This is a genomic window from Kitasatospora sp. NPDC001175, from assembly GCF_053598215.1.
Window position 1 is genome coordinate 1 of record NZ_JBSFJU010000047.1, and the last position, 22807, is coordinate 22807.

Genomic DNA, 22807 nt, shown 5'->3' on the forward strand with positions numbered 1-22807 from the left:
AAGCGGCGCCAGGCGCTCCCACTGGGCATCCGTCAGATCACTCCTACACCCCATAGTCGTATCAACGACTCAACTGATCGCCAGGACACTGCCTAAGCCGACCCACAGGCCCCAGTGACCCGAAGGGGGCCCGGTGCACACGCACCGGGCCCCCATCGGCCTGTCCACCCCCTCCCGGCAAAGCCGGGAGGGAACGGAGCGTGGCCGTGCAACGCCGGGGCCGCCGACATCGTGATGCCGGTCGGCGGAGCCTCGAAATCCTTCGCCTGACCGTCGCTGCGGTCCGCACCCCGGCAACCCCGGCCGCCGCGGCCCTGGCCATGTGCCTGACCCCGGGGCCGCAGGCGGGCCTGTCCGCCTTCGGCGCCGCGCTCGCGCTCAGCACCCTGCCGGCGTACGAGGTGAAGGGGCACCCGCAGGTACGGCCTGATCTGCACGGCGCCGGGCCGACGGCGGGCACCAGGCATATCTGTGATCGCCGGGGGAGGACGGCCTCCCCCGCGCGGGGGAGCGGGTGGTGCGGATCTCCGTCCGAGGCTGGCGACGAGGCCGGTCCTCAGGGACGATTCCGGGGCGAGGACACGCCGGGACGATGGTGCACATGACTGTCACGCAACTCGACCCCTCCCTTCCGCCCCCGCCCCGCTGGGCCGTCCGTGCCGCCCACGCCGCCGCGCTGGTCACCCTGCCATCCGGGATCTGGCGCCTCCTGCTGGCGGCCGGTTCTACCGCCGGGTACACCGAGGCCGGGTACCAGGCGATGGGCTTTGCCGGCTGGGGTGCGGTGTACGTGGTCGGGCTGAGCACGGCCGGAGAGCTACTGGCGCTGCTCACGCTCGGGCTGGTCAGGCCGTGGGGCGAGGTGCTGCCGCGGTGGATCCCCCTCGTCGGCGGGCGCCGTCCGAACCCGCGCGCGGTCACCGTGGCGGCGGGCCTGGGCGCCGGGGTGCTGACACTGGTCCTCACCCAGTTCGCCTTCTGGTGGGCCTTTCCCCATCCGAACATGACTCCTTTCGGCAACACCGTCGCCGGATTCCTCTACCTGCCCCTCGTGGCCTGGGGGCCACTCCTCGCTGCCGTCACCATCGCCCATCACCGCCGGCGGCGCGTCGCAGGAGCCTGACCGGTCCGGCATCGCCCCGCTCTGTCCGCGGCCCGTACGGCCACTTTGGACGTGGGAACCGAACCGGCCGACATTGACCAGCGAGAACACATGGTCGATGCTCCCCCTTCGGTCGCAGAACTCGGCTCGGCGACTATTGCTCACGATCGGTCACCATCGGTGTCCTGCAGAGCCGAAGGCCGTATAGACCCCTCGTCCCGGTCAGACGATGATCCGGCCGCCGATCCGTGCCGTGCAGCGCTGCCCGCTCCAGTGGCAGATCTGTTCGGGCCACTCGATGACCGGTCGGTCGCCTTCTCCGGGCGTGTGGTCGCAGCCCGGGTCGGACCCGAGAGCGGCGGCCTGCGCGTACACCGCGGCGAGCCGATCGTTGCGTCGCCGGAGGGACAGCTTCCCGTGGCCGGTGAGGGCACGGTTGTTCATGGCAAGGCGTCTGCGCAGCTGCTCATTGTCGATCAGATCGGACACCGCTGCGGTGTAGCCGGCCACCCGTTGTGCCACCGGGTCGGCATTCGAGACGAACAGGGCGTTGTCGCCGGGCGTGAACAACTCGCCGATGTGCTCCATACCCGGTCCGGCCGAGCAGACGATGGCCAGTCCCGCGGCGGCGGCTTCGACGAGGCCCATGCCGAAGCTCTCGAACGTGGTCGGGGAGAGGAAGATGTCGGTCCGACCGAGCAGGTCCAGGTAGGGCGATCGGGGCAGTACGGGCACCAGTTCCGTTCCGATCGCGGTCAGCCGGTCGGTGAGGCCGCCCGGGCAGGGCCCGAGGAAGACCAGACGTACCCCGGCCTGGTGATGCGCCCGCAGTCGGATGAAGACCTCGGCCGCCACGGAGGCACCCTTGTCCGCTGCGGTTCGGCCCATGTAGAGCACGCTCACCGGTGATGCGGTTCGACGGACCGCAGGGGTTGCCGGGACGGCGGGATACACCACCTCGGATTTGGCGGTCAGCCTCTCGACCGTCTCCGGCGGGTGCCCACGATCGCGGAGGTGATCGAGGAACCTGCGCCGGGCGTGCTCCGTGCGGAAGAGGATGCGGGCGCAGCGTCCGTCGGCGTAGCGCGCCGCCATCGCGCTCTCCCGGCGGGCCACCGCACCCGGGCCGGGAATCGGCGGGTCGCCGCGGGCTGCCGCGCCCAGTGCGAAGAACCGGCCGACCTGAAGCGGCGTCAGCAGGGAGTCCGCGTCGACCACCCAGGGCAGCGGTGTCTGGACCGGCAACCGGGACGAGTGCACCACCTCCACGTCGGCGGGTACGTCGGCAAAGCGCACCCACTCCGCGACTGCCGGATCGTGCAGTGGGGAGAACGGCCGGCAGGCCTCGCGATCGGGCCGGAAACACAGCGTGTACGTGCACTGGACGTAAACCGCCTCGTCAGGCGGCACGGTTAGGAGTGAGCCGTGCACCCCGACGTGTAGTTCGTGCGCCGGCCCGAGCAGGACCTTCACGGCGCCGACGCGGTGACCGCAAGGCGCTCCCGCATGTGCTGGACGAGTTCGCGCAGCCCGCAGCAGTCGCCGGTGAATCCGGGGTCGTGCCGGGAGGCGATGTACCGCTCGTGTGGGCACCAGCCGTTGCACACCCCGAACTCGGGACAGTCGCGCATCGCGGCGAGCGCGCGGTCGTTCGAGTCCCGCAACCGGACGAGGGCCGGCCCGTGCCGGAACGCGGTGAACGAGTCGGTCAGCACGTTGCCCAGCGTGTACGCGGGGTCTCCGACGAACAGGTCGCAGTGGGCCACCTCGCCGTCGGGTTCGACGAGGTAGTAGCGGCCGAAGCAGTCGCCGGCGAGCGTGCAGACGTTGGAGCGACGGTCCGACAGCCGGTTCAGTAGCCCATCGAACTCCCTCACCCGGATGGCGGGGTCACCGTGGGCCAACCAACGGTCGAAGTACGCTCGCAGGAAGCGGCCCATCTCCGCCGGGGTCACGTAGTGCGCCGTCGGTGTGCCCGGCGCTGCGTCCGGCTGGTTCGTGGGTTTGGCGGCGAGCAGGCCGTAGCTGGTGATCCCTTCCGCCGCGAAGAAGTCGAAGATCGGATCGGGTCCCAGTTCGAGCGCCTTTCTGTCGATGACCATGAGCACGCTGACCGGTACACCGTTGTCACGCAAGGCGTCCAGTCCGCGGCGTACGTCATCGAAGGACGACCGGCCGGAGACGTAGCGGCGGTAGCGGTCGTGCACCGCGGGCGGGCCGTCCAGGCTCACGCTGACCGTGAACTGGAACTCCCGGAAGAACCGCGCCCAGGATCGGTCGATCCGGGTGCCGTTGGTCTGCAGCGAGTTGCGGATCGTCTGGCCGGGCCGGCGCAGGCGGGCTTGCAGATACACCGCCCGCTCGTAGAACGACTGCGGCAGCACGGTCGGCTCGCCGCCGTGCCAGATGAACTCGACCGCCTGATGGGCCGGATCGGCGAGCGCCCGGGCGGTCAGGTGGGCCAGCACCGGGAAGCTCATCGTCTGGTTCGGTCCGCTTCGCCAGTCGTGGCAGTACGCGCAACGCAGGTTGCACAAGCGCGTCGCCTTGACGATCAGGCCGAGATAGCGGCCCACTAGGCCTCCCTCTGGTGGGCTCGCTCCACCAGCCGTTCCACCAGCTGGGCGTCCGACGGATCCAGCAGCTCCTCTGCCGGCCGCGCGGCCATCCGCTCCCAAGGCCCCATTGCGGCGTTGAGCACGGCGACCAGAATGTCGTGCTCGGAACAGGACAGTTCGGCAGCGAACCGGTCCAACGCCACGACAAAGGAGTCGGCGGCTGTCGCGTCGATCTCCCTACGGGCGACGATGTCGCCGTTCACAGTGTGGGCGTCCACTTTTCCGGCCGGAAGTAGGTCCACTGGACGATCTCCTGCTCCTCCCGTCCCGCGGTTTGATTGGCCTTCTGCCAGATCGGTCCGATCTCGACCCATCCTCCACCGTCGGGTTCTTCGGCCCACCGCCTCTTGGCGGTTTCGACGACGGCGCGCGTCGCATCGGAGAGGCCCGCGACGAGCTGGCCGCGGCGGATGTCGTCCGGCCGGAGGTCCCGTGTGTACTGGACCAGCACCTGGGCCAGCGACCGCTCGGTGGGGGAGAGGGATTCACTCCAGCTCGCGAGCCGATCGGCAAAAGCCGTGATGTCGGTACTGGAAACCGGGGGTTCCGAGGGGTTCGTCGGGTCGGGCATTGCCAGCCTCCGTGCCGCAGATGGGTGCGCCCTCAGCATGGTAACTTTCAGTAAGGCGCTGGATGCTCTTAGCGTTGCGCGAGTGTCGCGGTGACGCAATCCGGCAGCCAGACCCACGGATGTCTCCGGTCCAGTACATGGTCAGGCTGCCGTGGGGCCTTCCAAACGGTGCGGGTCTCGCGCCGATCGCCGGCCTCCGTTGTGGGGCCGCCGCCCCACAACGGCCGAGCGGGCCCTGCGCCGGCATGTGACAGTGCCGCGCGGGCCGGCCTGGCGGCCCGAGTCGGACGCGGGCATCACATCGAGGTGACAGTCTCAGGACGCGACCGGTTCCGGTCGGTACGCGTGGTCGATGTTGTCCTCGACCCAGGAGCGGAGTGCGTTGAGCGGAATCGCGGCGCTCTGGCCGAGCGCGGTGAGGGAGTACTCGACGTGCAGCGGTACGGCGGGGTAGACCGTGCGGTCGAGGATGCCGAAGTCCTCCAGGCGGCGCAGGGTCTGGGTGAGGACCTTGGGGCTGACGCCCTGGAGGCGGCGCTGGAGTTCTCCGAACCGCTGGGGGCCCTGTTCGAGGGCGCCGATGGCGAGGGCGGACCATTTGTTGGCGAGCAGGTCGAGCAGGGTGCGGCAGGGGCACTGGGCCGCGTAGACGTCGTGGCGCGAGTGCTGGCCGCTGGGGCAGGTGGTGGTCATGCTCGCTCTCCTCACCAGGATACTTCCCGATGGGAAGTAATAGACCTTGAAGGTAACTATACCCACGGGGATAGCGTCGTCGACGTCAAGGGGGAGGCCGCCAACGGCCTTCCCGGGAACGTCGTTTCAGGAGATGACGCATGTCCGCAGACATGATGCGCGCAGTGGTCCAGGACGGTTTCGGCGGCCCGGAGGTGCTGCGGGTCCAGCAGGTGGCGCGGCCGGTGCCGCTGCCGACCGAGGTGCTGGTGCGGGTGCACGCGGCCGGGATCAACCCGGTGGACTGGAAGACCCGGGGCGGCACCGGAATGGCCGGCCTGCTGGGTGAGCCGCCGTTCACGCTCGGTTGGGACGTGTCGGGCGTGGTGGAGGAGGTCGGCTTCGGTGTGACCACGCTGAAGGTCGGCGACGAGGTGTACGGCATGCCGTGGTTCCCGCGCGTCGCGAACGCCTACGCCGAGTACGTGACCGCGCCGGCCCGCCAGTGGGCCCGCAAGCCGGCCGCCGTCGACCACGTGCACGCCGCCGCCGTGCCGCTGGCGGCACTGACCGCCTGGCAGGCCGTCGTCGACACCGCCAACGTGCGGGCCGGCCAGCGCGTCCTGGTCACCGCCGCGGCCGGCGGGGTGGGCCACTTCGCGGTCCAGTTCGCCCGGCACCTGGGCGCCCACGTGATCGCCACCGCCAGCGCCGCCCGCCACCCCTGGCTCAAGGAACTCGGCGCCAACGAGACCATCGACTACACCACCACCCGTTTCGAGGGCGCCACCGCCGACGTCGACGTGGTGATCGACCTGGTGGGCGACGCCCACGATCAGACCAGCACCCGCTCGCTGAAGGTGCTGCGTCCCGGCGGCCTGCTGGTCGCGATCCCGGCCGGCGTCTCGCCGGAGCTGGCACAGGCCGCCGAGGCGGCCGGCGTGCGGGTGACCCCGTTCCTGGTCGAGCCGGACGGCGCCGCGCTGAGGACGATCGCCGACCTGATCGACGCCGGCGAGGTCGCCGTCGAGGTGGAGGAGACCTTCCCGCTCGAGCAGGCCGGCGCGGCCCACGCCCGCGGCGAGGCGGGCCGAACCCGCGGCAAGCTCGTCCTGACCCTCACCAACTGACCGCCCCGGCAACCGTTCTGGAGTGACACCGTGTACTACGAGATCCGCCGCTACCAGGCCCAGCCCGGACGCCGCGAGGAGTGGGTCCGCTACATGGAGGACGTGGTCATCCCGTTCCAGGCCTCGCTGGGCATGGACGTGACCGCCTCCTTCGTCGACGACCGGGACGAGGACGGCTACGTGTGGATCCGCCGGTTCGAGGACGAGGCCCAGAGCGAGGCTCTGAACGCGGCGGTCTACCACCACGACCGCTGGAAGAACGAGATCGGCCCGGTCGTCTACGGCCTGCTGATCCCCGAGAAGTCCGTCGTCAGCCGCGTCACACCCACCCCTGCCTCACCCCTCCAGTAACCCGCGACACCCGCAAGCCGGCGGTCTGGTACCGGCTTCCGCGCAACCCACGGGGACCGGCCCTCGCCGTATCCGGCCGGGCCGGGGTGACCGGGCGGTGCCACCCCTGGGCGGGCGCCGGCGACGATGCCTCCCACGTCGACGGAGTCCGGATGCCCACCGGCGACCGCAGCCGGTCAGGGCTCCGCTGCGGCGCCTTCCGGTCCGTCAGCATCGCCGCAGCCTTGCTACTTCCCAGCGGGAAGTGCCTGCCCTTGCGGGTAACCACTCCCTCGGCCCTGCGGTCGCAACCACGACGGGATGAACCCAGCGGATCGGGTCCCCGGGTTCCCGTACGGACACCGGCCACCACGACCCCTCGTCACCGGCCGGCGCGATCACGCACCACAACACCCAGAAAGCAGCCATGACCAACGCACCCCTCACCAAATCCACCTCCGCCTCCTCCATCACCCTCGAGGCCGCCAATGCCCTCATCCAGGCGGTGCGGACCGCCGCCACGGAGATCGGGTTCGAGGCGTCCGTGGCCGTCACCGACGCCGGCGGACACCTCAAGGCGTTCCAGCGCACCGACTCCACCCCGTTCCTCGCCAGCGAGGTCGCCGTCGACAAGGCGTGGACGGCGGCGTCCTTCGGCTACCCCACCCACGTCTGGAACAACTACCTGGGCGACCCCAACGTCGCGCCCCTCGCCCACCACCCCCGCCTCATGGCCGTTGGCGGCGGCTACCCGATCCTGGAGGACGGCAAGCTCCTCGGCGGCCTGGGCATCTCCGGCGGCACCTACGAGCAGGACCAGCAGGCCGCCGAGGCGGCCCTGAAGGCGCTCGGCTTCGAGCTCCCCGCCTGACGAAGGCCCCATCCGGTGGCCCTGGCCGAGCGTCCGCAGCCGGCGCCGCAGCCAGGGCCGCCGAACTCACCTCCACAGGTGCGTGCGTAGGTACGTAGGTACGACGCCCGGTGTGCTGCGGGCGGGGTGGCCTGATCATCACGGAGGGCACGTACATCGGCCACCCGGCGGCCGGCGACAACGACCGCGTGCCTGGGTTCCTCGGTGACGATGCGTTTCATGGCGCAGTTGGCGGCGTTCACCAGGGCCCGGTGGGCTGTGGCCGCCCGGGGGCGGGCGAGGTCGAAGACCGTGGTGGTGAGGACGGCGACGGTGCGTCGGTCGGTGTAGATGACGCGGCGGACTCACTACGGGTGGGTGTGGGGGATGTCGTGGTGCAAACCGTGCGGGTCGGTCCTGGCCGAGGGTGCTCTGGAGGATGGAGGACTCCAGACCTCTGACGTGCGTTCACTCGGATGGCCCGTACGCGGAGACGAGCCGACAGGTGTCCTCGACCCTGGAATCCCGGGTGTCGCCTGACGCCCTCGCACCGAAGGAGTGGCATGCGAATATCCTGCAAGTCGCGCCGCAACTTGAACATCGTCCGTTGGGGGGCGGCATTTCTGGCGGTATCGGGAACCACCTCCGTCCTGGCGGCCGTAACGGTGCAGGCTGGTGGTCCGAGCGGTGATCCCGGCGGGGAGAAGCCCACCATCGTGCTCGTACACGGCGCCTTCGCCGACGCGTCGAGCTGGAACGGTGTCGTGGAGCGGCTCCAGAAGAACGGCTACAGGGTGGCCGCACCGGCCAACCCCCTCCGCGGCATTCCCCAGGACTCGACCTACCTTGCGAGTTTCCTGAAGTCCGTGAAGGGACCGATTGTCCTGGCTGGTCATTCCTATGGCGGAGAGGTGATCTCGCAGGCTGCCGTCGGAAACGACAACGTCAAGGCCCTTGTGTACATCAATGCGATCATGCCCGATGTGGGAGAGTCGTTTTCCAGCCTCTCGGCGAAGTTCGCTCCCCCTGAACTCACCACGGCTTTGAAGCAGGTGCCCTTCCGGAACGGCGACGGCACTACCGGCACGGACGTTTATGTACAGCCGGACAGACTGCACACGGTCTTCGCTGCGGACCTGCCCACGAGTCAGACCGATGTTCTGGCAGCTACACAGCGTCCGATCGCGCTGTCGGCGTTCACGGATAAGCTCACCGGTGCCGCATGGCGGAACAAGCCCGTTTACGCCCTTGTCGGCAAGCAGGACCGGGCGATCAACCCGAGCCTGGAGCGCTTCGAAGCGAAGCGGGCGAATGCGCGCAAGACAGTGGAGATCGACTCCTCGCACGTGTCCCTAGTATCCCAGCCGCAGGCGGTGAAAAATCTGATCGTCGACGCCGTCGAGGACTACATGCGGAAATAGGGCAACCGCTCGAACTGGCCAGGGGCGCCAAGACCTCGGCGGCAGGTGGCCAGATTCGCATCCTCAAGGAGGGGAATTTCTTTGCGAGTTGGCTCGGATGCCAGGAACCTCTTCGATCTGAAGCGGTTCCTGGTGTCCGTACATCCGGGCTGCTCGCACCTGCATCACAGTTCCTCGCTCTCGCTGGCAAGCAGGAAAGCGGCTTGGGCCGTGCAGTGCGGGCAGGAAATGGGCTCTGGCGTCGGTCGGCGCGGCCGCCGCTCCGGGTATCACCATGTTCGCGTGCCTGCACTTGCCGCGAATCTGGTGCCGTGGCGCGTGATCGGCAGCGGGTGTGGTGGCCGTGTGGCGGGTCGCTCGCTGTAGGACAGAGGGGTTCCGGCTGGCCGGGAAGGTAGGGCTCCCGACGATGAGCGCGCCGCTTCGCGGGACGAACGAGAGCGCAAACGGGTGAAGTGCGGGTCTTTTCAGGTGGTCATACCGTGGATTCATGGCTATCGCAACGACGAGTCCCGTGACAGGTGAGGTCCTCAGGAGGTTCGACGAACTGACTCCTGAGGAGCTGGAGGACAAGCTCGCCCGTGCGGCGGCCGCGGCCGCCTCGTACCGGCTGACGAGCGTCGAGGAGCGGGCGGGATGGCTGCAGCATGCAGCGGCATCACGCCGGAGATGAACATGTACCACGAGGAGGTCTTCGGCCCCGTGGCGCAGGTGTGGACGGTGCCCTCCCTGGAGGAAGCCCTGCGGGAAGCCAACGGGTACCCCTACGGCCTCGGGTCGAATCTGTGGAGCGAGGACGAGGCCGAACGCGAACTGTTCGTCCGCGAGGTGCAGTCGGGCATGGCCTTCATCAACGGCAACACGACCAGCTACCCCGAGATCCCCTTCGGTGGTGTCAAACGCAGTGGCTACGGACGTGAGCTGTCCGACCTCGGGATGCGGGACTTCATGAACGCCAAGACCGTCTGGATCGGCCAGGACGCCTGAATTCCCGGTACCGGGCGGCAAGTCGACACCACTGGCACGCGCGCCGGCCGTCGCGGCGCGGGCCCACCGAGCGGATGGAGGCGCGACGATGAGCGGAGCGAACCAGCCCCCGTCGTCCGGGCAGAGAAGGCCCGTGGTCGCAGTGCTCGGCACGGGCACCATGGGGGAGGCCATGGCGCGCAACATCGCGGCGGCGGGCCTGGGACTGCGCGTGTGGAACCGCAATCGCGCCGCCGCCGAACCGCTGGCCGACGCCGGCGGCGCGGTGTGCGACACGCCGGCCGAGGCATGCCGCGGCGCCGACGTCGTACTGACCGCGCTTGCGAACGAGAAGGTGGTCGCCGACGTGATGGACCGGGCTCGCGACGGCATGGGCGGCCACACGGTGTGGGTGCAGACGTGCACGGTGTCCCCGGACGGGGGCCGCCGTCTCGCGGACCAGGCGGCCCGCCTGAACGTCGCGTACGCCGAGGCACCCCTCCTGGGAACCAAGGAACCGGCTGTGGCCGGTACTCTGACCGTCCTGGCCGCGTCCCCGCAGCAGGAGGCACGGGAAGAGGTGCGACCGGTCCTGGAGGCAGTGGGTTCACGCACCGTGTGGCTCGACGAGGTCGGCCAACCGAGCAGCCTCAAACTCGCCTACAACGCCTGGGTCCTGACCACCGTCGAGGGCATCGCGGAGTCCCTCACCCTCGCCCGCACCCTCGGGGTGGATCCCCACCTGGTCATCGACGTCATCGACGTCATCGACGGCAGCGGCCTCAACAGCCAGTACGTCCAGAGCAAGGGCCCGAAGATGATCGACGACGACCTCGACACCCCCTCCTTCCCCCTCGAAGCCGCGGCCAAGGACGCCGACCTGATCACCGACACCGCCCGCGCCGCCGGCCTGCACCTGGGCATCGCGGAAGTCGTACGCGAACGCCTCCACCTCGCGGCCGACGACGGACTCGGCCGCGCGGACGTCGCCGCGACCTACCGCATGCCCCGCCAGGCCGCATCCTGACCGGGCCGTCCCGTCGAGAGAGGGCCATGGAGGAACGATGACCCGTGCCGGCATCGCCGCCGCGCGCTCGAGCACAGCGCAACTGGCGGAGATCATCCCCCAGGTCGACGACGAGCAATGGGACCTGCCGTCCGCGTGCGACGGCTGGCGCGTCATCGACGTGGTGGCCCACCTTGCGGCCCTCGCCTCCGAGGCGGTGGACCCGCCGCCACCCAACCCCTCACTGCCGAAGAACCGCGAGCGCTACCACGACCTGCGCGTCGACGAGCGCCGTGGCTGGAGCCATGCCGACGTCCTCGACGAGTGGCGGCGCAGCACCCCCCAGCAGCTGGACCTCCTGGAAGCGGCCCAGGAACCACCCGGGGCCGACGCGCCCGTCGAGGTGCCCGGGCTCGGGACGTATCCGCGCCACCTTCTGGCGAACACCATGGCGTTCAACGTCTTCTGCCACCTGCGCAACGACATGCTCGCCCCCGACGGCCCGCTCCCGTTCACCCTGCCGGAACCGACCGACGACCTGGTCGCCCCCGCCGTCGAGTTCATGCTCGCCGGCCTCCCCCAGATGCAAGGGCCCGAACTCACCGCCACCGTCCGCCGGCCCCTCGTCCTCGACCTGACCGGGCCGGGCGCCACCACAGTCACCATCCTCCCCGCGACCTGGCCGGACGGGCAGCTGACCGTGGCACCTGGTGCGGACGCCACCACCCGGGTCCACAGCACGGCACTCGACTTCATCGCGTGGGCCACCACCCGCAAACCCTGGCGCGACCACTGCCGCATCACGGGGGACGCATCCGCCGCGACACCGTTCCTCGACTGCCTCGACATCATTTAGCAGAGGACTGCTATGTCCGAGGAAGGCCAGGCGTTGCGGGGATTTCCGTTCGTATCGGGTGGTTGATCCCTGTTTCCTACCACGCTCGGCTGACCAGCTCCGTGGGTTTGCAGCTCGCCCCTTTCGGGCGCCTTCTGCATCATGTGTCCAGTCCGCTGCTCAATCAGATTTCTGCACCTCAAGATGACTCATCACCGAAAAGAAGACGCGTTCATGTCGTCCAGCCTCTATAGGGCGGGTGTCGAGATTCTATAGACGTTTCACGATGTCGATGTATACACGCCCCGATCGGCCACGACTTGCAGCTTCCAAGGCTCCTGCTCACACTTGCGGTGTACGTTTAAAGGGGTCATCCCACGCCCTTTCTGGGGCGGCGTCTTCCAGCAGGAGCGTCCTATGGCCAAGATCCTGTGCGTGCTGACCGGCGCGAGCTACTGGACCCTGAAGGACGGACATCGACACCCCACCGGATACTGGGCCGAGGAGTTCGTGGCGCCCTACAGCGTGTTCACCGACGCCGGACACGAGGTCACCGTGGCAACGCCGAACGGGGTCGTCCCCGTCGTAGACACGATGAGCCTGGAGCCCCGCATGGCGGGCGGCGAGGAGAACGCCCTCCGGGAGGAGGCCGTCATCGAGTCGGCGGATGAGCTGCGGCATCCCATCTCCCTCACGGAGGTGCGCCTTGAGGACTATGACGCGGTCTATTACCCCGGAGGGCACGGCCCGATGGAAGACCTCTCTGTCGACCCCGACTCCGGGGCACTGCTGCGAAAGGCGCTCGCTTCCGGCAGGCCGCTCGGCATCGTCTGTCACGCCCCGGCTGCTCTCCTCGCGACCCGTGACGCAAACGGCGACACACCCTTCGCGAACTACCGTGTGACGGGCTTCTGCAACGAAGAGGAGGCCGGCGTCGGTTTCGCCGACAAAGCCAAGTGGCTCCTGGAGGACGAGCTGAGGAAGCTGCCCACCCGGTATTCGCGAGGTCCTGCCTGGGAGCCCTACACGGTCGTGGACCGCAACCTCTTCACAGGCCAGAACCCCGCTTCCTCCGGCCCTCTCGCCAAAGAGCTCGTCAAGGCTCTGTCCTGACCGGGGTGAGTCCAGGGGGCGTCACCGTCCGTTGCGTCATCCAGGCGGCCCGCCACACCCACCGCTGGGACACCCGCCCTTCCACCCGCCGCCTCAAGTAACCCCTCTGCTGCCAGAGCCTCTGAAGCGCACGAAGTCAGCTATCTGGAGTGTCAGTTCCGGGCCATAGCGCCAACGTCAACTTCGGATCAGGTTCCTCGACTATCAGCAGCGGTAGCGCCGGTCACCACGATCATGATCAGCTCCTGCTCCGTGATTGCGAGCCAAGAGCCGCGCCCGTGACCTTCGGCAATGGTGGTCGACGCAGCACTATGTGCAAGGGGGCAGTCGAGGCCGACGTGGAGGTGCCGATGAGAGTCGTGTTCGTGCACGGGGCGTGCGTGCGGGACGGGTCGTGGTGGTGGCACCGCACCGCCGAGCTGCTGCAGGAGCGGGGGGTGCCGAGCGTGGCCCCGGCGCTACCGAGCTGCGGCGAGGCGGGCCTGCCTGGCGGCGTCGGCGGTCCGGGGCTGCCCGAGGATGTTGCCGCGGTGCGGCAGGTGCTGCAGGCCGGCGACGAGCCGACCGTCGTGGTCGCGCACAGCTACGGCGGTGTCGTCACCGCGGAAGCCGCTGCGGGAATCGGGTCGGTGCGCCATCTGCTGCTGGTCTCCAGCTATCTGCCCGAGGTCGGGCAGAGCCTGTCGGAGTTCGGGGACGGCGGCCCCGCCCCGTTCCTCGACGTCGACCCCGATGCCGGCACGTTCGGGGTCCGCCCCGAGCTGCTCGTGGACACGTTCCTGCAAGACTGCGACCCCGAGGTCCAGGCACTGGCGGTGAACCACCTCGCCCGGCAGAGCGTGCAGGTGACCGGGCAGCCGGTCGGGGCGGCCGCATGGCAGCAGTTGCCCTCGACGTACCTCGTCTGCGCTCAGGACCGGGGCACCCCGCCGCCGCTGCAGCGCGAGTTCGCCCGCCGAGCCGGCAACGTCGTTGAGCTCGACGCCGGCCACCACCCGTTCCTGTCCCAGCCCGCAACGGTCCGGGACCTGCTGCTGAGCCTGTGACGGCAGTTCGTAACGTGCGGGGCGGTGCGGGGCGCTCAGAAAGCGGCCGGCTCGGGCCCGTCGGGGCGCCAGGTGGTGCCGCGGCGTTCATGGGCGAACAAGTCCTCCACGGCGTGGGCGATCTGCGGACCCACTTCGCGCTCCAGCAGGTACAGGCCGAGGTCGAGGCCGGAGGTGACCCCGGCGGCGGTGATCAGGTCGCCGTCGTCGACGACGCGTGCGCGGACGGCGTGGACGCCGGTCGCGTCGAGCAGGTCCAGGCCCAGGTGGTGGGTGGTGGCGTGGCGACCTTGGAGGAGGCCGGCCATGGCCAGGACGAGCGAGCCGCCGCAGACCGTCGCCACGGTGATCCGCGCGTCCTCGATGGCGGCCTTGAGCAGCACCGGCAGCTCGGTGTCCAGCACGCGGGCCAGCCGGAGCGCGATAGCGTCCTCCTGCGCACCGTCGTCTTCGAAGTCCGCGGCGTCGCCGGGATCGCCGACGCGCCCGGAGCCACCGGGGACGAGGACGACGCCGGGACGACCCGGGTCGAGGGCGCCAGTGGCTCGCAGCGACAGGCCGCCGGTGCCACTGACGACCTCCCGCGGGCCCTCGGCGCTGACCAGCTCCACGCTGACGGCGCCCCCGGAGGCGGTCCCGCCGGCATGGAGGACCTCGAACGGCGCGATGGCGTCAAGCGGGTCGAACCCGTCGAACAACACGATCTGGACGTGCATGTGAGTGTCTTTCGTCGGACTGGGAGCCGGCGGTCGCCGACTTCGCCTCGATGCTAGGAGCCGGTGCGCTAAGCGGGGATGGGCTCGAATGACACATTCCAACGGGATCTCGCCACGAGTCGCCTGTCGTCGCTCAGAGCTGCGCGTCGGCGGCGTCCGGACCACCCCGCGTGGCTGCAGCAGTGATCCGACAGCGTTCGAGGCAGAGTTCCTCAGCCGTGCTCGCTGCTGCGGAAGGTGGCGCGGTAGCTCTGCGGCGTGGTGCCGGCGACCCGTTTGAAGCGCTCGCGGAAGGCCGTCGGGGAACCGAAGCCGGCCTGGTCGGCGATGCGCTCGATGGTGTGGTCGGTGTTCTCCAGCAGGAACTGCGCCCGCCGCACCCGGGCCCGCAGCAGCCACTGCAGCGGTGTGGTGCCGGTCTGCTCGCGGAACCGACGGCTGAAAGTGCGCGCGCTCATGCCGCTGCGCCGGGCCATGAGGTCGAGCGTCAGCTCCTCACCGAGGTGCTGCTCCATCCAGGCGAGCACCGGTTCGAGCGTGGAACCCTGCGGGACCGGTGGTTGGGGATGGACGATGAACTGGGCCTGGCCCCCTTCGCGTTCCAGCGGGGTGACCGCCAAGCGGGCCGCATCGGCGGCCACCGCGGAGCCGAAGTCGCGGCGGATCATGTGCAGGCACAGGTCCAGCCCCGCCGAGGCCCCTGCGGAGGTGAGCAGTTGCCCGTTGTCGACGTAGAGGACGTCGGGCCGCACTTCGACCGCGGGGAAGCGTCGGGCCAGATCGGGGGCGGCGACCCAGTGCGTGGTCGCCGCCAGCCCGTCGAGCAGTCCGGTCGAGGCGAGGTCGAAGGCGCCGACGCAGATCGAGGCGATCCTGGTGCCCCGGGCCGCCGCCGCGCGCAACGCCTCCAGCACCTCCTCACCCGGCGGGGGCGCGCCCTCCGCACGACCGGGAACGATCACGGTGTCGGCGTCGGCAAGCCCGTCCAGGCCCCAGGGGGCGGTGATCACGAATCCGGCTGCCGGGATCTGCGCACGAGGCGCGCACACGCGCACTTGGTAGGGGCGGCGCCCGTCCGGCAGCCGGACCCGGGCGAACACCTCCAAGGGCGTGGACAGGTCGAAGGGGATGACCTGGTCGACTGCCAGAACCGCGACGGTGTGCACCTATGACTCCTCAGCTTCCGGACACCACGACGACCCTCTCTGTCCTACGGTTCGCGATGGCGCAGGTCAAAGGATTGGCGAGATTCCGGTGACTTCTGTCATTCCAGCCGCTGGGAGTCGGTGGCTCTCCGTTCCTAGGCTCCGATGCCGGTTGTCCCTCTCTCGGGACTCCACCGCTTCCCGCCCAGCACGTGAGAAGGCGTACCAAGATGCCAACCCTGCCCCTTTGTCCCTTGCCCGACGTCCACCCGCACCGTGGTGAGGGCGCGGCCCGATGACCAGCTCGTGCTCGTTCTCCAAGACGTTGAAGTGCTGATCTTGGTCGGCTTCGGCGGCTAGGGTGATGGCGTGTCTGTGACCCAAGATCGTGACGATGTCGTCGAGCAGCTCGAACCCTTCCGCCGGGAACTGACGGCCTACTGCTACCGGATGCTTGGTTCGGCGTTCGAGGCTGAGGACGCCGTGCAGGAGACGATGGTCCGGGCCTGGTCGAAGTTCGACGGTTTCGAGGGCCGTTCGGGGCTGCGTACCTGGCTGTACCGGATCGCGACCAACGTCTGCCTGGACATGGCCCCGGCCGCTCAGCGTCGTGCCCGGCCGATGGACCTGTCCCCGCCGGGCTCGGCCACCGCGCCGAACCTCGCGCAGTTGGAGGAGCGGATCTGGGTGGGGCCGATCCCGGACGAGCGGGTGCTCTCCGGCGACCCCGCCGAGGCCGCGGTGGGCCGGGAGACGATCCGGCTGGCCTTTGTCACGGCGCTGCAGAGGCTCCCGGCCCGCCAACGCGCGGTGCTGATCCTGCGTGAGGTGCTGGCCTGGTCGGCGGCCGAGACCGCCGAACTGCTGGAGACCTCCGTCGCCTCGGTGAACAGTGCCCTGCAGCGAGCGCGGGCCACGCTCGCCGACAACGGCGGCGTGCCGGAGAGCGACACCTTCAAGCCGCTGGATGAGACGCAGCAGGCTCTGCTGGCGAGGTACGTCCGGGCGTTCGAGGCGTTCGACATCGAGGGGCTGCAGAGGCTGCTGCACGAGGATGCAGTTCTCAACATGCCGCCGTACCAGATGTGGGTGCGGGGAGTGGTGGAGCTGGGCGAGTGGTGGCTCGGCGCCGGCTGCGGATGCCGGGGATCGCGGATGATTCCCGTGGAGGCGAACGGCACGCCCGCGTTCGCACAGTACCGGCCGGCCGAGGACGGCAATGGGTGGACTCCGTGGGGCATCACACTGTTGGAGATCACCGACGGGCGGATCAGCACCATGACCAATCACATGGACACCGAGCGGTTGTTCCCGTTGTGGGGACTTCCCATGCGGCTGACCGCCGACGGCACGGGAACGTGACTCACCGGCCTCGGGCTCGAACACCTCACCTGGCCGGTCAGCGCCAGCACTCTCGTCCGCGGTCCGACACCGCGCAGCACCAGGTACCGTGCGGGACTCTGCGCGGTAAGCCGCAGCCGGACCAGGTGGATGAGGCCGGCATGGGCCACTCGACGTCGGACACGTCGCAGGCTACGACTGCCACGTCCGGACGGTGTATCAGCAGCACGGCCGGCTGATCGCACAGGAACGGCCCAGTGCGGGGAGGGGGCGGGCTGGGGGTGAACTCCACGGGCTCCGTATCAGCTCAGACCGCCGGAACGGGTCGGCTTCACCGCTGCACGCCGCGAGTGGGGCTATGTCGTGCCCACCGATCCGCAGGTCACCGGGCTCGGTTCGGTGCGGCCCCCGTCGGGTGTGACGATCGTGCCCGCCGGTGAGGCGGAGGAGGGCCCGCTGCGCGCCCTGGACCGCATCATCCGCGACGAGGTCGAGGCCGCCGCCGGATGGCAGATGATGCCGGCCGAGGTGCTGCCCCGCCCGGTGGGGACCACCCTGCTCGACCCGTCGAAGTACGCGGTGGCGCGGCAGTTGGGCCAGTACGTGGGACTGGTCCGGGTGGCATCGCTCGCCCGGCAGCCGCGGATCGGGCTGATCGCCGTCCGGGACAGGTAGCGCGAGAGCTCTGAAGTCGATGTCGGGGCGGGCGTCGTGGTCGTCGGGTGCGATGCCGAGCGGGTCGATGATCCACCCCCCCGGTCCGTAGTCGGCGCACGACGTCGTCACCGACGCGACAGCTGTCTGTCGATGCCGATGGCCAGGCCCCGGCACGAGAAGCCGGAGAACGTCCGCCGCTACTTCAGTCCTCCCCGGAGGCGATTGCCGAGCTCACCAGCCTGCTCGCCCCCGGCGACAGGCGGCGCTGAGTCGGGACACGGCCGTGCGTGCCCTGCCGTCAATTGTCGGAAAGTTGCGCAGGGACGGGTTTCAGTCCGTCCAGGGTGAGGTCGAGGAGGCGTTCGGCCTGCTCTCGCTGTTCGGGCTTCGCCGAGGTGAGGGCGATGCCGGCGAGGGCGGCAAACATGTCGGTCGGGCTGATGTCCGTCCGGATCGTTTCAGCAGCGGTGCAGGCGTCCATCAGAGAGGTGATGGCGGTTTGGATCATGTTGTGGCTGTGGGCGTGGGGGTTGCTCCCCGAGGCGGCCGCGGCTCGCAGGGCGTCGGCCATGCCGAGTTTGGCAGTGGCGTAGTCCATGAAGAGGCGGGTCCATGCGCGCAGGGCTTCGAGGGGCGGTTTCGTCGCCAGGAGGTCCGGGACGACATTGCACAGCTGGGCTACTTCGTTGCGGTAGGCCGCCTCAACCAGAGCCTCCCGGGTGGGGAAGTTGCGGTACAGGGTGGCCGTACCCACGCCGGCTTCCCTCGCGATGCGCTCGAGGTGCGCATCCAGTCCTTCCTCCGTGAACACGCGTACCGCGGCGGTGAGGATCTTGTCCCTATTGCGTTGTGCGTCGGCTCTCAACGGGCGTCCGGCGTCTCGAGCCATCGGTGCGTCCCTTCCTCTTCCGTTTGCTAAGTGGAGGGGCGCCCACTTAATCTGCAACAAGTGGCGGCGCCTCCACTTTCACTGTAGGGCATGGCCTGGCCTGCCCGAATTCCTCCACTTGGAAGGACTGACGATCATGTCGGGAATCGAGGGCAAGGTCGTGGCAATCACGGGTGCCAGCAGCGGCATCGGCGAGGCGACCGCTCTGCTGCTTGCCGAGCGAGGCGCCAAGGTCGTCCTCGGAGCACGCCGACCGGAGCGGCTCGAAGCCCTGGGCGCCCGGATCGCCGAAGCCGGCGGCGAAGCCGCGTGGGCTCGCACCGACGTCACGCTGCGCGAGGACCTGTCCGGACTCGTCGAACTGGCGCGTGACCGGTTCGGCAAGATCGACGTCCTGGTCAGCAACGCCGGGATCGGCCTGATCTCTCCGCTGGACGACCTCCGGGTCGAGGACTGGGAGAAGATGATCGACGTCAACTTCAAAGGCGTCCTGTACGGGATCGCAGCCGCACTGCCGGTCTTCAGGGAGCAGGGCTTCGGACACTTCATCAACACCGTCTCCACGGCCGGACTGCGCATCGTCCCGCTCCAGTCGGTGTACGCCGCAACCAAGAACGCCGTGCGAACCCTCTCGGAGGGGCTGCGCCAGGAAGCCGGTGACAGCCTGCGAGTGACCGTCGTCTCACCCGGCGTCACGCGCACGGAGTTCACGGATTCGATGGCACCCGAGATGAAAGCCCGGATCAACGACTCCATGGGCAAGATCGCGATCTCTCCGGACGCCATCGCACGTGCCATCGCCTTCGCCATCGAACAGCCGGACAGCGTAGACGTGGGCGACATCGTCGTCCGTCCTACCGCGCAAGGCTAGAGTCGCGCGCGCCGCCACCCCCTGGGGGTGGCGGTCTCGGTGCTGACGACCTGGCGTTTCCCCGGTGGGCCAGACTTCCGGTCGATGGAGCCGGAGTGATGGTTCAAGCTCCCGGCCCGGTGGTCTGCCAGGGGGCGAAGGCGTTGGCCACCGAGGCCATCGCCGGGCGCAGGTCCGGGAAGTGACGCAGCAGTACCGAGCTCATGGTGTTGTCCTCGATCCAGTCGAGTCCGGCCTGCGTGTAAACCTGGGGGGTGAAGTCCCTGGTGAGGAACCGGTCGCTGTTCAGCCGGCGCGAGGCCATCAGGATGAAGATGCGGAAGGCGGTGTCGCTGAAGGCGAAACCCTCGGGGCGGCGCTCGGCGAACATTCCGACCATCAGGTCCACCCGCTCGATGTCGCCCTGGTAGACGAGGCTCAACTCCCTTGCCAGGTCGGGATCCTGGGCCAGCGACTCGAAGTCCTTCGCGGGGCTGAGGTGGAGCAGGCGTCGGAACTCGTTGTACCTGGGCACGCCCAGTTCACGGATCCGCAGGATGTCGACGGCGCCCAGGTCGACCAGCTTCCCGTCGGGCCGCTCGAACTCCTGCATGAACCTTGGGTAGTTGTGCAGCGTCACCAGCCCGGGATGGGCCGTGCCGAACGAGTAGAAGAGATCGGTCAGCGAGTGCTTCGCCAGCAACTCGTAGGCGCGCGGCCCGGCCAGCTCCCGGAACGTCGCCTCCTGCAGCACGGTGTCGTCGCCGGCGGAGCGGAAGGACCAGTCGTCGCGGATCAGCGGATGCATCCGGTAGACCGCGGTGAACTCCTCGGTGAGCGCGTACGGGACACCGAAGTGGTCGGTCCGCCCTCCGACGATGCCGCTGAGCACCTCGCTGCCGCTGATCCGGCCGAAGAGCCGGTGCACGCGCTCACCGAGGACTCCGTACCAGTTGGCCCGCAGTGCGGCGACCGTCGTCGGATGGCTGACCACCGCCGGGGTCCACTCGACCGTGTGGATCTTCGCGAGCAGGGCGGCGATGACCAACCGGGCCCGCTGGAAGAGCTGTTCGTCCGTCCACTTCGGGAACTCGTCCTGCAGTCGGCCGCAGACGGCGTTGTGCTCCAGGACGAACAGCCGGTGCATCATCGCCAGGCCCAGCCAGAACCCCGCGGTGTTCGCCGGATCCTGCTCGGGGTCGTCGAAGAACATCGCGCCGTTCTCGGGCTCCCGCAGCCTGCCGCCGTCACCGGTGCGCAGGCGCCGCTGCGCCTCCAGGCTGTCGCCGTAGAGCTGGGAGGCGTCCCACCAGTGGGTGCTCTGGTTGAGGTAGCTGGGCGGAAGACCGTCACCCGGCTGCCTGGTCGGGTCGGGGATGGTCCTCGGCACCAGCATCGGGCGGGTGGGCCAGGGATCGTCGTCGACCAGCTCGATCCGCCATGGATCCGCCATGGTGCCCGGCCCGTGGGTGAACCAGTCCCGGATCATGAACTGCAGCCAGGCCGCGACCAGTGAGTTGACCGACTCCGCAGGCACGAACTCGCGCCGGGTGAGCAGCGCGCGACTCACCTCGCGGGGGCTCGGCGCCAGCAGCTGCGGCTCGGGCTCGGGGAAGGTCCGCTCGGGCGGGACGTTGCGGCCGAAGCGCGAGTCGGCCATGCCCATCCGCGGGCTGCCCAGGTCGTTGTGAGTGCCGTCGGCCGAGCGCTCGATGGTGTCGCGGGCCCGGCGCGGCTCGATCGGCGGCAGATCGACCGCCGGATAGTCGGTGGTGTCGAAGAGGTTCTCGCGGCGCAGCAGATCCCGCAGGCCCTTCAGCACCGCCAGACCGAGCGGGGTGGGCAGCCGGTCCCAGCCGATCCGGTGGTCCACGGTCACCGCCAGCCGTTGGTACGCCTGTCGGTACGCTCGCAGGAAGGCGGCCTCGGGGCGGGAGGCGGACGCGGCCAGCCGGCGGCCGCTCCGGGGACTGCGCTGTTCGACCATACCGGCCTCCTCGTCTCGGGCGCACAGGTGCACAGGTGCGCGGATGCGTGGCTGCGCCGGGTGCGGGTCGCCCGCGCGCCGGCCAGGTCCTTCGTGGACAACACTGTTTGCGGTGCGTCAGATGCGCAAGGCGCGGTGTGAGCCGAAGGGTGCGGGGGAGTGGTGAGTGCCGGCGCCGCTTCGGAGCGCCTGGCGGCGACCGAGGAGCGCGAGCGTTGGAGGCACTGTGGTGGACACGGCGGACGATTCCCCGAACCCGGCGGACGGCCAGGAGGGTGACACCGACTTCGACAGTCAGGAGATCCGCCTCGCCGTCGTGCTCGTCGGCGACGTGACGAACGGACGGGACGCCGCCCGCCTGGTCCGCGAGACCGTCGAGCGCTTCGGCACCCTGGACGTCGCAGTCAACAACGCCGGCGTCCTCGGGGCATTCGGCCCGGCCGCCGACGTGGACGAGGACGAGTGGCGCCGCGTCATCGAGGTCGACCTGACGGGCACCTGGCTCGCCATGAAGTACCAGATCGGCCACATGCGCACCCATGGCGGCGGTGCCATCGTCAACATCGCTTCCAACCTCGGATCAGACATCCGGGCCGGGGGGATGGTGTAGTACCGGGGCCGGGGTGCTGCTCCTCCGGCTGTCTGTAAAGCCGTTGGGGATCGCCGGGGGTGTCGCTAGCATCCAGCAGATGATCATCTCTCATGACGTATCCGGCAGTGGGCCCGCCGTGGTCCTGCTGCACTCCGCGGTGTGCGACCGGCGGATGTGGGACCCGCAATGGCAGTGGCTGGTCGACGCGGGGTACCGGGTGGTGCGGTGCGACTTCCGGGGCTTCGGTGACTCGCCGCTGGCGGACGGCCCGTACAGCGACGCCGGAGACGTCCTGGCCCTGCTCGACCACCTGGGCATCGCCTCCGCCGCGCTGATCGGCGCCTCGCACGGCGGGCGGATCGCCCTGACGGTGGCCGCGCTGCGACCGGACGCGGTCACTGCGCTGGCCCTGCTGGGGGCGGGCATGCCCGGACACGAGCCCAGCGAGACGATGCGCGCCTTCGGCGCGCGCGAGGACGAACTGCTCGAGGCCGGGGACGTGGCCGGGGCCGTCGGGCTGAACGTCGAGACCTGGCTGGGGCCGGAGGCGGGCGAGGAGGCCCGCGAGAGCGTCCGGCGGATGCAGCGACACGCCTTCGAGGTGCAGGCGGAGGCGACGTTCGGGCCGGACCGGGAGGAGGTCGACCTCGCCCGGATCACCGCCCCCACCCTGGCCATCGCCGGTGCGCACGACCAGCCGGACTTCCGCGAGATCGCGGCCGTCCTGCCCGCCCTCATCCCGAACGCCCGCCACGTCGAACTGCCCTGGGCCGGCCACCTACCGAGCCTGGAACGGCCGCAGGAGGTGGCGGGGTTGCTGGTGGGCTTCCTGCGGGAGACTGTTGGGGGCACAACAGAGGTTTAAGCGCCCGTCGGTGTCATGACCGGCCTGCTCCACGGGTGGCGGGCCCCGGTCCGGTCGGTCAGCTTCCGGCTCGTCCGGCGCTGGCTGTCTGGGCGGCTGGTTACC

24 protein-coding genes and 1 pseudogene are annotated in these 22807 nt (G+C 69.6%); 16 read left to right on the plus strand and 9 right to left on the minus strand.

Annotated elements, in window-relative coordinates:
• The first annotated feature begins 601 nt into the window (after positions 1-601).
• On the plus strand, positions 602-1123 hold the full coding sequence (locus tag ACWDAK_RS27780; RefSeq protein ID WP_344638738.1) for a hypothetical protein: 522 nt from the start codon (positions 602-604) through the stop codon (positions 1121-1123).
• Positions 1124-1324: 201 nt separating this feature from the next.
• Here the strand turns inward: ACWDAK_RS27780 and ACWDAK_RS27785 are convergent, their stop codons facing one another.
• The 5 genes from ACWDAK_RS27785 to ACWDAK_RS27805 all read right to left on the minus strand — a co-directional run bounded on the left by ACWDAK_RS27785 (position 1325) and on the right by ACWDAK_RS27805 (position 4984).
• On the minus strand, positions 1325-2398 hold the full coding sequence (locus ACWDAK_RS27785; protein ID WP_427395142.1) for a glycosyltransferase family 4 protein: 1074 nt from the start codon (positions 2396-2398) through the stop codon (positions 1325-1327).
• Between the two features lie 173 nt (positions 2399-2571).
• Complete coding sequence (locus tag ACWDAK_RS27790) at positions 2572-3678, minus strand: radical SAM/SPASM domain-containing protein (RefSeq protein ID WP_344638740.1); 1107 nt, start codon at positions 3676-3678, stop codon at positions 2572-2574.
• Positions 3678-3938, minus strand: coding sequence for a hypothetical protein (locus tag ACWDAK_RS27795; protein WP_344638741.1), 261 nt, complete (start codon positions 3936-3938; stop codon positions 3678-3680). Before ACWDAK_RS27795 ends, ACWDAK_RS27790 begins: the two co-directional genes overlap by 1 nt.
• Positions 3920-4291: a hypothetical protein gene (locus tag ACWDAK_RS27800; RefSeq protein ID WP_344638742.1), complete on the minus strand. Its 372-nt coding sequence runs from the start codon at positions 4289-4291 to the stop codon at positions 3920-3922. The genes ACWDAK_RS27795 and ACWDAK_RS27800 overlap by 19 nt, the downstream gene beginning before the upstream one ends.
• A gap of 315 nt (positions 4292-4606) precedes the next feature.
• Positions 4607-4984: a winged helix-turn-helix transcriptional regulator gene (locus ACWDAK_RS27805; RefSeq protein WP_344638743.1), complete on the minus strand. Its 378-nt coding sequence runs from the start codon at positions 4982-4984 to the stop codon at positions 4607-4609.
• Between the two features lie 140 nt (positions 4985-5124).
• On the opposite strand from ACWDAK_RS27805, the gene ACWDAK_RS27810 reads away from it, so the two are divergent.
• The 10 genes from ACWDAK_RS27810 to ACWDAK_RS27855 all read left to right on the plus strand — a co-directional run bounded on the left by ACWDAK_RS27810 (position 5125) and on the right by ACWDAK_RS27855 (position 13660).
• Positions 5125-6093 carry an NADP-dependent oxidoreductase gene (locus ACWDAK_RS27810; RefSeq protein ID WP_427395141.1) on the plus strand — a complete coding sequence of 323 codons (969 nt, stop codon included), beginning with the start codon at positions 5125-5127 and terminating at the stop codon, positions 6091-6093.
• Between the two features lie 30 nt (positions 6094-6123).
• Positions 6124-6444 carry an NIPSNAP family protein gene (locus tag ACWDAK_RS27815; RefSeq protein ID WP_344638745.1) on the plus strand — a complete coding sequence of 107 codons (321 nt, stop codon included), beginning with the start codon at positions 6124-6126 and terminating at the stop codon, positions 6442-6444.
• 406 nt (positions 6445-6850) lie between these two features.
• Positions 6851-7294, plus strand: a complete 444-nt coding sequence (locus ACWDAK_RS27820; protein WP_427395140.1) for a GlcG/HbpS family heme-binding protein — start codon at positions 6851-6853, stop codon at positions 7292-7294.
• Positions 7295-7836: 542 nt separating this feature from the next.
• The gene (locus ACWDAK_RS27825) at positions 7837-8694 is read left to right on the plus strand and encodes an alpha/beta fold hydrolase (RefSeq protein ID WP_344638747.1); all 858 of its coding nucleotides are present in this window, start codon (positions 7837-7839) and stop codon (positions 8692-8694) included.
• A gap of 490 nt (positions 8695-9184) precedes the next feature.
• A complete protein-coding gene (locus ACWDAK_RS27830; protein ID WP_344638748.1) occupies positions 9185-9367 on the plus strand; it encodes an aldehyde dehydrogenase family protein in 183 nt (60 codons plus the stop codon).
• Entirely contained in the window at positions 9331-9681 is a 351-nt protein-coding gene (locus tag ACWDAK_RS27835) for an aldehyde dehydrogenase family protein (protein ID WP_427395138.1), read from the plus strand. Before ACWDAK_RS27830 ends, ACWDAK_RS27835 begins: the two co-directional genes overlap by 37 nt.
• An 88-nt stretch (positions 9682-9769) precedes the next feature.
• Positions 9770-10687: an NAD(P)-dependent oxidoreductase gene (locus tag ACWDAK_RS27840; RefSeq protein WP_344638750.1), complete on the plus strand. Its 918-nt coding sequence runs from the start codon at positions 9770-9772 to the stop codon at positions 10685-10687.
• A 37-nt stretch (positions 10688-10724) separates the two neighbouring features.
• Positions 10725-11522: a maleylpyruvate isomerase family mycothiol-dependent enzyme gene (locus ACWDAK_RS27845; RefSeq protein ID WP_344638751.1), complete on the plus strand. Its 798-nt coding sequence runs from the start codon at positions 10725-10727 to the stop codon at positions 11520-11522.
• Between the two features lie 396 nt (positions 11523-11918).
• Positions 11919-12614, plus strand: coding sequence for a type 1 glutamine amidotransferase domain-containing protein (locus tag ACWDAK_RS27850; RefSeq protein WP_344638752.1), 696 nt, complete (start codon positions 11919-11921; stop codon positions 12612-12614).
• A 350-nt stretch (positions 12615-12964) separates the two neighbouring features.
• A complete protein-coding gene (locus tag ACWDAK_RS27855) occupies positions 12965-13660 on the plus strand; it encodes an alpha/beta hydrolase (protein ID WP_344638753.1) in 696 nt (231 codons plus the stop codon).
• Positions 13661-13695: 35 nt separating this feature from the next.
• Here ACWDAK_RS27855 and ACWDAK_RS27860 read toward each other — a convergent pair whose 3' ends face one another.
• Both ACWDAK_RS27860 and ACWDAK_RS27865 read right to left on the minus strand, forming a co-directional pair.
• On the minus strand, positions 13696-14376 hold the full coding sequence (locus ACWDAK_RS27860) for a DJ-1/PfpI family protein (protein ID WP_427395137.1): 681 nt from the start codon (positions 14374-14376) through the stop codon (positions 13696-13698).
• A 212-nt stretch (positions 14377-14588) separates the two neighbouring features.
• Positions 14589-15542 (minus strand): GlxA family transcriptional regulator, encoded by a 954-nt coding sequence (locus ACWDAK_RS27865; RefSeq protein ID WP_344638755.1) that lies wholly within the window; start codon positions 15540-15542, stop codon positions 14589-14591.
• 348 nt (positions 15543-15890) lie between these two features.
• On the opposite strand from ACWDAK_RS27865, the gene ACWDAK_RS27870 reads away from it, so the two are divergent.
• Together ACWDAK_RS27870 and ACWDAK_RS27875 are read left to right on the plus strand one after the other, a co-directional pair.
• Positions 15891-16883 (plus strand): sigma-70 family RNA polymerase sigma factor, encoded by a 993-nt coding sequence (locus ACWDAK_RS27870; RefSeq protein ID WP_344638756.1) that lies wholly within the window; start codon positions 15891-15893, stop codon positions 16881-16883.
• Positions 16884-17180: 297 nt separating this feature from the next.
• Positions 17181-17528: pseudogene (locus ACWDAK_RS27875) on the plus strand (GNAT family N-acetyltransferase); the annotation flags it as partial.
• A gap of 289 nt (positions 17529-17817) precedes the next feature.
• On the opposite strand, the gene ACWDAK_RS27880 reads toward ACWDAK_RS27875, so the two are convergent.
• Positions 17818-18408, minus strand: coding sequence for a TetR/AcrR family transcriptional regulator (locus tag ACWDAK_RS27880; RefSeq protein WP_427395136.1), 591 nt, complete (start codon positions 18406-18408; stop codon positions 17818-17820).
• Positions 18409-18544: 136 nt separating this feature from the next.
• Here ACWDAK_RS27880 and ACWDAK_RS27885 point away from each other — a divergent pair, with 136 nt between their 5' ends.
• Positions 18545-19279: an SDR family oxidoreductase gene (locus ACWDAK_RS27885; RefSeq protein WP_344638758.1), complete on the plus strand. Its 735-nt coding sequence runs from the start codon at positions 18545-18547 to the stop codon at positions 19277-19279.
• 103 nt (positions 19280-19382) lie between these two features.
• Here the strand turns inward: ACWDAK_RS27885 and ACWDAK_RS27890 are convergent, their stop codons facing one another.
• The gene (locus ACWDAK_RS27890) at positions 19383-21245 is read right to left on the minus strand and encodes a peroxidase family protein (protein ID WP_427395135.1); all 1863 of its coding nucleotides are present in this window, start codon (positions 21243-21245) and stop codon (positions 19383-19385) included.
• Positions 21246-21474: 229 nt separating this feature from the next.
• Between ACWDAK_RS27890 and ACWDAK_RS27895 the strand changes: the two genes are divergently transcribed.
• Positions 21475-21855, plus strand: a complete 381-nt coding sequence (locus tag ACWDAK_RS27895; protein ID WP_344638760.1) for an SDR family NAD(P)-dependent oxidoreductase — start codon at positions 21475-21477, stop codon at positions 21853-21855.
• Positions 21856-21934: 79 nt separating this feature from the next.
• Positions 21935-22702, plus strand: a complete 768-nt coding sequence (locus ACWDAK_RS27900) for an alpha/beta fold hydrolase (RefSeq protein WP_427395134.1) — start codon at positions 21935-21937, stop codon at positions 22700-22702.
• Positions 22703-22807 lie beyond the last annotated feature (105 nt).

Excerpts from the sequence above, each read along its gene's own strand:
- ACWDAK_RS27830 (WP_344638748.1), top strand. The coding sequence starts at position 9,185 with ATGGCTATCGCAACGACGAGTCCCGTGACAGGTGAGGTCCTCAGGAGG.
- ACWDAK_RS27890 (WP_427395135.1), bottom strand. The coding sequence starts at position 21,245 with ATGGTCGAACAGCGCAGTCCCCGGAGCGGCCGCCGGCTGGCCGCGTCC.
- ACWDAK_RS27860 (WP_427395137.1), bottom strand. The coding sequence starts at position 14,376 with ATGCACGTCCAGATCGTGTTGTTCGACGGGTTCGACCCGCTTGACGCC.
- ACWDAK_RS27780 (WP_344638738.1), top strand. The coding sequence starts at position 602 with ATGACTGTCACGCAACTCGACCCCTCCCTTCCGCCCCCGCCCCGCTGG.
- ACWDAK_RS27835 (WP_427395138.1), top strand. The coding sequence starts at position 9,331 with ATGGCTGCAGCATGCAGCGGCATCACGCCGGAGATGAACATGTACCAC.
- ACWDAK_RS27855 (WP_344638753.1), top strand. The coding sequence starts at position 12,965 with ATGAGAGTCGTGTTCGTGCACGGGGCGTGCGTGCGGGACGGGTCGTGG.
- ACWDAK_RS27800 (WP_344638742.1), bottom strand. The coding sequence starts at position 4,291 with ATGCCCGACCCGACGAACCCCTCGGAACCCCCGGTTTCCAGTACCGAC.
- ACWDAK_RS27880 (WP_427395136.1), bottom strand. The coding sequence starts at position 18,408 with ATGGCTCGAGACGCCGGACGCCCGTTGAGAGCCGACGCACAACGCAAT.
- ACWDAK_RS27805 (WP_344638743.1), bottom strand. The coding sequence starts at position 4,984 with ATGACCACCACCTGCCCCAGCGGCCAGCACTCGCGCCACGACGTCTAC.
- ACWDAK_RS27810 (WP_427395141.1), top strand. The coding sequence starts at position 5,125 with ATGTCCGCAGACATGATGCGCGCAGTGGTCCAGGACGGTTTCGGCGGC.
- ACWDAK_RS27900 (WP_427395134.1), top strand. The coding sequence starts at position 21,935 with ATGATCATCTCTCATGACGTATCCGGCAGTGGGCCCGCCGTGGTCCTG.
- ACWDAK_RS27885 (WP_344638758.1), top strand. The coding sequence starts at position 18,545 with ATGTCGGGAATCGAGGGCAAGGTCGTGGCAATCACGGGTGCCAGCAGC.
- ACWDAK_RS27840 (WP_344638750.1), top strand. The coding sequence starts at position 9,770 with ATGAGCGGAGCGAACCAGCCCCCGTCGTCCGGGCAGAGAAGGCCCGTG.
- ACWDAK_RS27850 (WP_344638752.1), top strand. The coding sequence starts at position 11,919 with ATGGCCAAGATCCTGTGCGTGCTGACCGGCGCGAGCTACTGGACCCTG.
- ACWDAK_RS27845 (WP_344638751.1), top strand. The coding sequence starts at position 10,725 with ATGACCCGTGCCGGCATCGCCGCCGCGCGCTCGAGCACAGCGCAACTG.
- ACWDAK_RS27825 (WP_344638747.1), top strand. The coding sequence starts at position 7,837 with ATGCGAATATCCTGCAAGTCGCGCCGCAACTTGAACATCGTCCGTTGG.
- ACWDAK_RS27820 (WP_427395140.1), top strand. The coding sequence starts at position 6,851 with ATGACCAACGCACCCCTCACCAAATCCACCTCCGCCTCCTCCATCACC.